The following is a 9,216-nucleotide window of genomic DNA, read 5'->3' as shown; positions in this document are numbered from 1 at the left end:
CACGCTGCCGTTGCAGGTGCACCTGGGGCGCGGCGAACCCGGTGGGCGCCCCGCCGGCGAGCACGGCACCGGCGGCGGGCGCGTCGGAGAAGCCGCTCCCGGTCACGCAGGGCACGAAGGCGCCGGTAGACCCGGCGGTCAGCGGGGCCGGCGACGCGACGCACGCGAAGGCGGTCGCCGCGCTCGACCGGCTGGCCGCCGCGGCGGCGGACGCCCAGCCGTGGCCGCGGCCGCTGGGTGACGGCAAGGTGCTCTACGTCAAGACGTACAACCTCCAGGAGGACGGCGACCGGTACATCCACGAGGCCTGGATCGACCCGCAGACGATCGCCCCGCTGCGGATCCGGCGCACCGACGGCGCGGCGACGAACATCGACGACGCGCTGTCACAGGCCGAGATCGACCAGGTCGCCGCGGAGCCCGGCGACCTGGTGCACCCGACACCGCAGTACCTCGCCGGCCTGCCGGCCGACCCCGAGGTGCTGTACGCCGTGTGGAAGGCGTGGTACGAGGTGAACTACCCGAACCGGGCCGACCAGGTGCTCTGGAAGGACCTGTACGAGCTGTACCACTACGCCGAGCCGTTCTGGACACCGCAGCAGCGGGCCACGATCTACGGCGCGACCGGCAGGATCGGGGGCGTCGTGGGCACCACGGCGACGATCGCCGGTCACGGGTACGACGTGATCTGCCGCGGCACCGAATGTCTGCTGTTCGACTCGGCCGACGGCCGCTACGCGGGCAGCGCGACGACCGGCGCCGACCACGTGGTGCGGGCGGACGCGTTCGAGTTCGTGGACTTCGGGGTTCAGCCCCGGCCGCAGCCGGGCGAACGGCGCCCGGTCGAGAAGAAGACCGCGAGCACCGACAAGCCGGCCAAGTAGCGGTACCGCCGATCGGCGCGACCGTCGCGGCAACCACGCGACGGCCGCGCCGATCATCCGCCTGACCCACATCGGAACAGGGCACGGGGTAGGGGTAACCCACACTGAGCGATCGTTCGGGCGTGCAGGAAGATGACTTCATGGCGAAGGAGCTGTGGCGACCCCCCGCAGACGTGCTCGAGCGCTCCCGCATCGGGGCGTTCCTGGGCTGGCTCAGGGCGGAGCGTGACCTGGATCTCGGCGGGGACTACCAGGCGCTGTGGCGCTGGTCGGTCGACTTCCCGGCCGAGTTCTGGCAGGCGGTCTGGGACCACTTCGGGGTCGTCGCGCACGAGCCGCCCACCACCGCCCTCGCCGACCCGCGGATGCCCGGCGCCGAGTGGTTCCCCGGCGCGCGGCTCAACTACGCCGAGAACGTCCTGCGCATGCCCGGCATCGCCGACGACGAGCCGGTCGTGCTCGCCCGCTCGCAGACCCGGGGTCCGGTCACGCTGACCGCGGCCGAGCTGCGCGAGCAGGTCCGCCGGGCCCGGGCCGGGCTGCGCCGGCTGGGGGTCGGGCCGGGCGACCGGGTGGCCGCGTACGCGCCGAACATCCCCGAGACCTTCGTGCTCATGCTGGCGACGGCGAGCCTCGGCGCGATCTTCTCCAGCTGCGCGCCGGAGTTCGGCACCCGCTCGGTGGTCGACCGCTGGCAGCAGATCGAGCCGAAGGTGCTGGTCGCCGTCGACGGGTACCGCTACGGCGACAAGCCGGTCGACCGCCGGGCCGAGGTCGCCGCGATCGTGGAGGCGCTGCCGTCGGTCGAGACCCTGGTCACCATCCCGTACCTGCACGACGGGGCCACCGGCTGGGCCGAGCTCACCGCCGCGACGGACGAGCCGCTGGCGTTCGAGCCGGTGCCGTTCGGGCACCCGCTCTACGTGCTCTACTCCTCCGGTACCACGGGACTGCCGAAGCCGATCGTCCACGGCCACGGCGGCATCCTGCTGGAGCACCTCAAGATGCTCGCCCTGCACCACGACCTCGGCCCCGGCGACCGGTTCTTCTGGTTCACCACGACCGGCTGGATGATGTGGAACTACCTCGTCTCCGGCCCGGCCGTGGGCGCCGCGATCGTACTGGTCGACGGCAACCCGGCGCACCCGGACCTCGGCTGGCTCTGGCGGGTCGCCGAGGAGACGAGGATGTCGTACTTCGGGACGTCCGCACCGTTCCTGCTGTCCTGCCGGAAGGCGGGTGTGGTCCCGAAGGAGCTCGCCGACCTGTCCGCGCTGCGCGGCGTCGCCTCGACCGGCGCGCCGCTGCCGCCGGAGGGCTTCGAGTGGGTGTACGAGGCGGTGTCGGAGCACGTCCTGCTGGCGTCGGCCTCCGGCGGTACCGACGTCTGCACCGCATTCGTGGGTGGCGTCCCGCTGCTGCCGGTCCGGGCCGGCGAGATCGCCTGCCGCGCGCTCGGCGCGCGCGTGGAGGCGTTCGCCGCCGACGGCACGCCGGTCGTGGGCGAGCTGGGCGAGCTGGTCATCACCGCGCCGATGCCGAGCATGCCGGTCGGGTTCTGGGGCGACGCCGACGGCTCCCGCTACGCCGAGGCCTACTTCTCGACGTACCCCGGCATCTGGCGGCACGGCGACTGGATCACCGTCGACGAGGCCGGCGCCTGCGTGATCACCGGCCGCTCCGACGCCACCCTCAACCGGGGCGGCGTGCGGCTCGGCACCAGCGAGTTCTACTCCGTGGTCGAGGGCCTCGACGACGTCACCGACTCGGTGGTCGTGCACCTGGAGGACCCGGAGGGCGGCGCGGGCGAGCTGCTGCTGTTCGTCGTGCTCCGGCCGGGCGTGACGCTCGACGACGCCCTGCGCGCCACGATCGCCCGCGAGCTGCGCACCGCGCTGTCCCCGCGGCACGTGCCCGACCAGGTCTTCCAGGTCGAGGCGGTGCCCCGCACGCTGTCCGGCAAGAAGCTCGAGGTGCCGGTCAAGCGCATCCTGACCGGCACCCCGGTCGACCAGGCCGCCGCCAAGGGCGCCCTGGCCAACCCGGAGTCGCTGCGGTACTTCGAGGCCGTCCGCGCAGCCCGCTGACACACCACGCCGCTACACCGCGACGCCCCGAGCCCACGGCCCCGAGCCCCCACGCCCGGCGCCCTCCAAGATCGCGACGGATGGGGGCGTCGCTGGTGGGGCGCGGGACGGCGGCGGGGAGGGCGGTCAGAGGGTGGGGCCGACGATCTGGACGGCCTGTTCCGACTCGGCGCGGGCCGGGAGCTTCGCCAGGTCGGTGTGGGTGCTCAGGACCAGGCTGGCGCCGGCCGCGAGGGGGGCGAGCAGCCAGTCGACCGGCCAGGGGTACACGTCCGCGTCCAGCAGCACCCGGCCGCCGGCGATGCCGAGCTCGGCGGCCCGGGCCGCGGCCCGCTCGACCAGCGCGGCGTGCGTCACGGCCGTGCCGTCGGGGTCGAGCAGCGCGACCGTGTCGCCGCCGACCGGCGCGCCCGGGAAGTGGTCGCCGTGCCGGCGCATGTCGGCCACGAAGTCGGCCCAGCCGGGCGGCACCTCGCGCAGCGGCATGCCCATCGGCGCCAGCCCGAGCACGAACCGGTCCGGCGGCCCGGCGGGCGGGCCGGTCTCCACGACCGCGAGCGACGCGAACTCGACGTCGGCGCCGGCCGCGGTCGGCTCGCCGTAGGCCACGGTGAGCCCGGCCGACCAGGCGCCCAGCAGCACCGCCGCGCTCTGCCAGTGCGGCGGCAGCCAGACCGTGGCCTGGTCGCCGGGGCCGAGGCCGCAGCCGTCCACGAGCAGGTTGGCCGTCTTCGCCACCCAGTTGGCCAGCGTCGCGCCGGACAGCTCGGCCCGTTCGCCGCTCTCGTCGTCGTAGAAGGTCACGAGCGGCAGTGACGGGTCGCGGCCGGCAGCCGCCGCAAAGAGTGAAGGAACTGTATTCCCCATATGTTCGGAACATCCCTTCCATGGCATCTCGGCAGGCAATTGCGGGCAACGCGACGATACCGGCGCCACAAGCTGATCGCGCGGGGCGGGACACTGAGTGACGTCCCGCTCGCCGAGGGGTACCGCCGAACCCACCGGACCCGAACCGATCCGGCGGTCCTCCACGACGGACGGTTCGAGATCCGCGGCGTGGGCAGCTACGACGCGGGATCGCCCGGCGACGTCCCGATGCCGCTCGGCTGAATCCTGGGTGGAACTCGGCTCGCAGTCGCGTCGTGGACATCGATCACCGGGGGATCGGGCGTAGGCTTTGGGCCGGAACGTCACCTCGAGTCGTCGAGCCCAGAAGGAGTCGCCAAGTGACCCCCGGCCGTCCGCCACGCGTGCTCGTCGACGCCACGAGTGTCCCAGCCGACCGAGGCGGGGTGGGTCGCTACGTCGACGGGCTGCTCGGCGCCCTGGGCAAGCTGGACTCCGACCTGACCGTCGTGTGCCAGCGGACCGACCAGGAGCGCTACGGGCGGCTGCTGCCCAACGCGCGGATCGTGTCCGCGCCGGCCGCCGCGGCGCACCGCCCGGCCCGCCTCGCCTGGGAGCAGACCGGCCTGCCGATGCTCGCCCAGCAGGTCGGGGCTCAGGTGCTGCACTCGCCGTTCTACACGTGCCCGCTGCGCGCCGGCTGCCCGGTCACCGTGACGGTCCACGACGCGACGTTCTTCACCGAGCCGGAGCACTACGACAAGTCCCGGCGCACGTTCTTCCGCTCGGCCATCAAGACGTCGCTGCGCCGCGCCAGCCGGGTGATCGTGCCCAGCAAGGCGACCCGCGACGAGCTCATCCGCCTGCTCGACGCCGACCCGACCCGCATCGACGTCGCCTACCACGGCGTCGACTCCGAGGCCTTCCACGCGCCGAGCGAGGACGAGAAGGCCCGCGTCCGGGCCCGGCTCGGCCTGGGCTCGACCTCCTATGTCGCGTTCCTCGGCGCCAAGGAGCCCCGCAAGAACGTCCCCAGCCTGATCCGCGGCTGGATCTCCGCCGTCCGCGACCGCACCGACCCGCCGGCGCTCGTGGTCGCCGGCGGCCAGGGCCACGACGACGAGATCGACGGCGCGATCAGCGAGGTCCCGTCCCACCTGCGGCTGCTGCGGCCGGGGTATCTCCGGTACGCCGACCTCCCGGGCTTCCTGGGCGGGGCCACCGTGGCCGCGTATCCGTCCTTCGGCGAGGGCTTCGGCCTGCCGATCCTGGAGGCCATGGCCTGCGGCGCGCCGGTGCTCACCACCCCGCGGCTCTCCCTGCCGGAGGTCGGCGGCGACGCGGTCGCCTACACCGGCCCGAGCCCCGACGAGATCGCCCGCGACCTGGCGGCCCTGCTCGACGACACCGAGCGCCGCACAGCCCTCGCCAAGGCGGGCGCCGCGCGGGCCAAGGAGTTCACCTGGGAGTCGAGCGCCGAGGTCCACCTCGCCGCCTGGTCGAGAGCCGCGGGCCCGCGTTTCTGACGTCGCGGAGCACACCCGGCGTCACCCTCTGAAACGGCGCCGGGCGATTTTCGTAATGGACACGACACCACCGAGTTGTTGGAAGGTGCCCTCCGCTGGGCATGATGGGCCAGTGTTCTACGCGGTGATTCCTGCAGGCGGCAGTGGCACGCGGCTCTGGCCGCTGTCGCGAGCCGGTCATCCCAAGTTCCTCCACGCCCTCACGGGCACCCCGCTGTCGCTGATCCAGGCGACGTACGGGCGACTGGAGGGCCTGGCGACGCCGGCCAGCACATACGTGGTGACGGGAGTGGCGCATGCGGCGGCGGTGGCCCGCCAGCTGCCCGGCCTCCCCGAGCGCAACATCCTCGTCGAGCCCACCCCCCGCGACTCGTGCGCGGCGATCGGGCTGGCCGCGGCGGTCATCTCCCGCCGTGACCCGCGCGCCGTCATGGGCGCGTTCGCGGCCGACCAGCTCGTCCGCGACGTGCCGGCGTTCACCGAGACGCTGCGGCGGGCCATCCAGGGCGCCGAGGACGGGCTGCTGATGACCATCGGCATCACGCCGACCCACCCGGAGACCGGCTACGGCTACCTCCACGTCGGCGAGCGCACCGGCACCGGCGACGTGTGCAAGGTCGCCGAGTTCGCCGAGAAGCCGGCCCTCGACGTCGCCAGGCGCTACGTCGACTCCGGCGAGTATCTCTGGAACGCCGGCATGTTCGTCTGGCGCGTCGACGTCTTCCTCGACGAGCTGGCCCGCCAGCAGCCTTCCCTGCACGACGGCCTGGCCCGCATCGCCGAGGCCTGGGACACCCACGAGCGCGAGGAGGTCCTGGCCGAGCTGTGGCCGGGCCTGACCAAGATCTCGGTCGACTTCGGCGTCATGGAGGGCGCCGGCCGCGCCGGCCTGGTCGGCACCGTGCCGGGCAACTTCGGCTGGAACGACGTGGGCGACTTCCACACCCTGGGCGAGCTGCTGGAGACCGACACCGCCGGCAACGTGGTCGTCGACGTGGGCTTCGAACTGGGCAAGGACAACCCGTCCGGGAAGCCGACGGTCCTGATGCAGGACTCGGAGCGCGTCGTGGTCGTGCCCCACTCGGGCCGGCTGGTCGCCGCCATCGGCGTCGACGACCTGATCATCGTGGACACGCCCGACGCCCTGCTGGTCTGCCCGCGCGCCAAGGCCCAGGACGTGAAGAAGCTGGTCGACCAGCTGAAGGCCCGCGGCTCCATCGAACTGCTGTAACCGCCGGCCGGCCCGGCGTGCGGGTGCCCGGCACGCGCGCGCCGGGCCCGGCTCAGCCCGGCCCGGTCAGACGCCCTTGGCCCAGGCGAGGGCGGGGGCGACCAGCGGCTCGGTGGCGTCGGCCAGCGGCGCCGGCAGCGCGTCCGGGGTGAACCAGCCCAGCGCGCTGGACTCGGCGCTCACCTTCTCGACGGCGCCGGGCGGGGCGATCGCCGCATACCGGACGTCGTAGTGCAGCGACGGGCCGCCCGAGCACTGCACGTGGTGCACGTCCAGGCCGATCGGGGCCTCGCTGAGGCGCAGGCCGGCGATGCCCGACTCCTCCGTCGCCTCGCGGAGCGCCGCGCCGGCCATCGAGCGGTCGCCGGGCTCGCAGTGGCCGCCGAGCTGCACCCAGCTCCTGATGCGGCCGTGCAGGCAGAGCAGCACCCGCTCGGCGGCGGCGTCGACGACCAGCGTGCTCGCCGTGACGTGGGCGCCGGGGTGTTCGCGCCACACGGTGGTGGCGTCGGAGCGGACGAAGCCCAGGAAACGCTGCCGGGTCGACTCGGCCTCGGCCGTCGGCGCCGCCCAGCTCGTCAGCACCGCGAGTGCGTCATCGTGCAGGGTCATAGTGACGGCAGGCTACCGCGCCCGATGGCGAGCACGCCGAGTGGCACGCCGCCTTCGGGGACGTCGCCCGCGAGCCGCGGGTCGCCCGGCGCGTCGAGCCAGACGGTCGCAAGGCCCTCAGCAGCGAGAACGGCCCGCAGCCGCTGCACTTCCATGCCCACCCGGACGGCGCCGGCGAGATCGCCGGCCGGCGCCCAGGCGACGATCGCCGCCGCCGTGTGGTCCGGAACGGTCACGCTCCGTGTCCGCGGGAACGGCAACTCGGGCAGGTGCACCGGCCCCGGGTGGAACGCCGGCGCGTCGCCGAGCTCGGCCGACTGGCGCAGCCCCCGCGCGACGGCCTCGGCGGTGCCGAGCGAGAACAGGTCGGCGTCGGCCCCGCGGATCAGCTCGGCGGCGCCGGCCCCGTGCCCCTCGGCGCGGATCGGCAGCCCCCGGATCACCGCGACCGGCACCTGCGTGATCTTGCCCTTCACCAGGTCGGCGGCGGCCGCCAGCTCGTCGGCCACCGCCATCTGGGTCAGCTCGAGCTCGTTGCCGTAGGCGTCGAGCTGCCCGCGATAGTCGGTCACCGCGTCGACCCCCGCCGCGCCGATCGCCACGTCGGTCAGCCCCAGCCGCCACGGCCGGCCCATCGTGTCGGTGACCACGACCGCCACGTCGAGCCCGAACCGCTCCCGGAACTCGTCGCGCATCCACCGCGCCGACGCGTCCGGGTCCTTCGGCAGCAGCACCAGCCGCGCCGGATCGACGTTGGACGCGTCGATGCCCGCGGCCGCCATCACGAACCCGTGGTGGGTCTGCACGATCCGCGTGGCCCCGCGCCGCGCGACGACCCGCGAGGTCTCGGCCCGCAGCACCGCCTCCCGGGCGGCCTCCCGGGCCGGCTCGTCGAGCGGGAGCTCGACCAGCTGCCCCTCGGCCTTGCTGACCACCTTGCTGGTGACCACGAGGACGTCGCCGGACACGATCCACGGCGCCGCCGCCCGGATGAGCCCCGCGAGGTCGTCGCCGGGCCGCACGTCCCCGATCCCGGTGACGGGCAGCACCTCGAAGCCGGCGGGTGTCATGCGACGCCGGCCAGGGACAGGGCCGCCCGGACCATTTCGGACGTGGCGGCCTCGTCGGTCATCCAGAGCGGGACCGCCCGGACCTCGACGCCCGGCACCTGCGCGCCCGCGTCGGTCTCGTCGACCAGCCAGCCGTCGAGGACACCGCCGGACGAGCGGGCGCCGAGGAGGGCGCCGACCCCGGCCGCGGTGCACTCGACGCCCACGACGGCGAGGCACTTGTCGGCCATGCCGCGCACCGGGGCCGTGCCGATGATGGGGGAGAGGCCGACGACCGGGGCCGTGCCGGTCGCGACCGCCTCGCGGAGGGCGGGAACCGCGAGGATCGGAGCGACGCTGACCACCGGGTTGCTCGGCGCCACCAGCACCACGTCCGCGGCCGCCAGCGCGTCGAGCACGCCCGCCGCCGGTTTGGCCGTCTCGGCGCCCACGAAGACGAAGCGCTGGGTCGGCAGCTGCGCGCGGTGACGAATCCACCACTCCTGGAAGTGGATGGCCCGGGTCGCGCCGTCGACCTCGGCGACGGCGTGGGTCTCGACGCGGTCGTCGCTTGCCGGCAGCACCCGGATGCCCGGCTGCCAGCGGGTGTTGAGCGCCTCGGTGACGGCCGACAGCGGATAGCCGGCGTCGAGCATGCGGGTGCGCACCAGGTGGGTCGCGATGTCCTTGTCGCCGAGGCCGAACCAGGTGGGCTCGGCGCCGTAGGCCGCCAGCTCCTCCTTGACCACCCAGGTCTCGCCGACCCGGCCCCAGCCACGCTCGGGATCGGCGCCGCCGCCCAGCGTATACATCACACTGTCGAGGTCGGGGCAGATGCGCAGGCCGTGCAGCGTGACGTCGTCGCCGACGTTGACGATCGCCGTGACGTCGGCGCCCAGCTCCCGGGCCACCGCCCGGACACCGAGAAGAAAACGTGCGCCGCCGATGCCGCCGGCCAGAACCACGATCCGCATGCCGTCA

8 protein-coding genes are annotated in these 9,216 nt (G+C 74.0%); 4 read left to right on the top strand and 4 right to left on the bottom strand.

Features of this window, described 5'->3' with window-relative positions; translation table 11 throughout:
- Both ABZS66_RS08955 and ABZS66_RS08950 read left to right on the top strand, forming a co-directional pair.
- Positions 1–884 (top strand): hypothetical protein (locus ABZS66_RS08955; protein ID WP_354756545.1); only part of this gene is annotated, 884 nt, incomplete at its 5' end.
- A 140-nt stretch (positions 885–1,024) separates the two neighbouring features.
- The gene (locus tag ABZS66_RS08950; RefSeq protein ID WP_354756554.1) at positions 1,025–2,971 is read left to right on the top strand and encodes an acetoacetate--CoA ligase; all 1,947 of its coding nucleotides are present in this window, start codon (positions 1,025–1,027) and stop codon (positions 2,969–2,971) included.
- A gap of 126 nt (positions 2,972–3,097) precedes the next feature.
- Here ABZS66_RS08950 and ABZS66_RS08945 read toward each other — a convergent pair whose 3' ends face one another.
- On the bottom strand, positions 3,098–3,838 hold the full coding sequence (locus ABZS66_RS08945) for a TIGR03089 family protein (RefSeq protein WP_354756544.1): 741 nt from the start codon (positions 3,836–3,838) through the stop codon (positions 3,098–3,100).
- Between the two features lie 359 nt (positions 3,839–4,197).
- Between ABZS66_RS08945 and ABZS66_RS08940 the strand changes: the two genes are divergently transcribed.
- Positions 4,198–5,343, top strand: a complete 1,146-nt coding sequence (locus ABZS66_RS08940; protein WP_354756543.1) for a glycosyltransferase family 1 protein — start codon at positions 4,198–4,200, stop codon at positions 5,341–5,343.
- A 112-nt stretch (positions 5,344–5,455) separates the two neighbouring features.
- Positions 5,456–6,574, top strand: coding sequence for a sugar phosphate nucleotidyltransferase (locus ABZS66_RS08935; RefSeq protein ID WP_354756542.1), 1,119 nt, complete (start codon positions 5,456–5,458; stop codon positions 6,572–6,574).
- 66 nt (positions 6,575–6,640) lie between these two features.
- On the opposite strand, the gene ABZS66_RS08930 is transcribed toward ABZS66_RS08935, so the two are convergent.
- From ABZS66_RS08930 to cofD, 3 genes are read right to left on the bottom strand one after another with little or no spacing between them, the layout of a single operon-like run.
- Positions 6,641–7,186 (bottom strand): NUDIX domain-containing protein, encoded by a 546-nt coding sequence (locus tag ABZS66_RS08930; RefSeq protein ID WP_354756541.1) that lies wholly within the window; start codon positions 7,184–7,186, stop codon positions 6,641–6,643.
- Positions 7,183–8,256, bottom strand: coding sequence for a coenzyme F420-0:L-glutamate ligase (locus ABZS66_RS08925; RefSeq protein WP_354756540.1), 1,074 nt, complete (start codon positions 8,254–8,256; stop codon positions 7,183–7,185). The genes ABZS66_RS08930 and ABZS66_RS08925 overlap by 4 nt, the downstream gene beginning before the upstream one ends.
- Positions 8,253–9,209, bottom strand: coding sequence for a 2-phospho-L-lactate transferase (gene cofD / locus ABZS66_RS08920; protein ID WP_354756539.1), 957 nt, complete (start codon positions 9,207–9,209; stop codon positions 8,253–8,255). Before cofD ends, ABZS66_RS08925 begins: the two co-directional genes overlap by 4 nt.
- Between the last annotated feature and the right edge of the window lie 7 nt (positions 9,210–9,216).

The organism is Dactylosporangium sp. NPDC005572, from assembly GCF_040605515.1.
In the GTDB taxonomy this organism is placed as follows: Bacteria; Actinomycetota; Actinomycetes; order Mycobacteriales; family Micromonosporaceae; genus Dactylosporangium.
The sequence above is the reverse complement of the archived record's forward strand: the minus strand, read 5'-3'. Positions and strand labels throughout refer to the sequence as shown.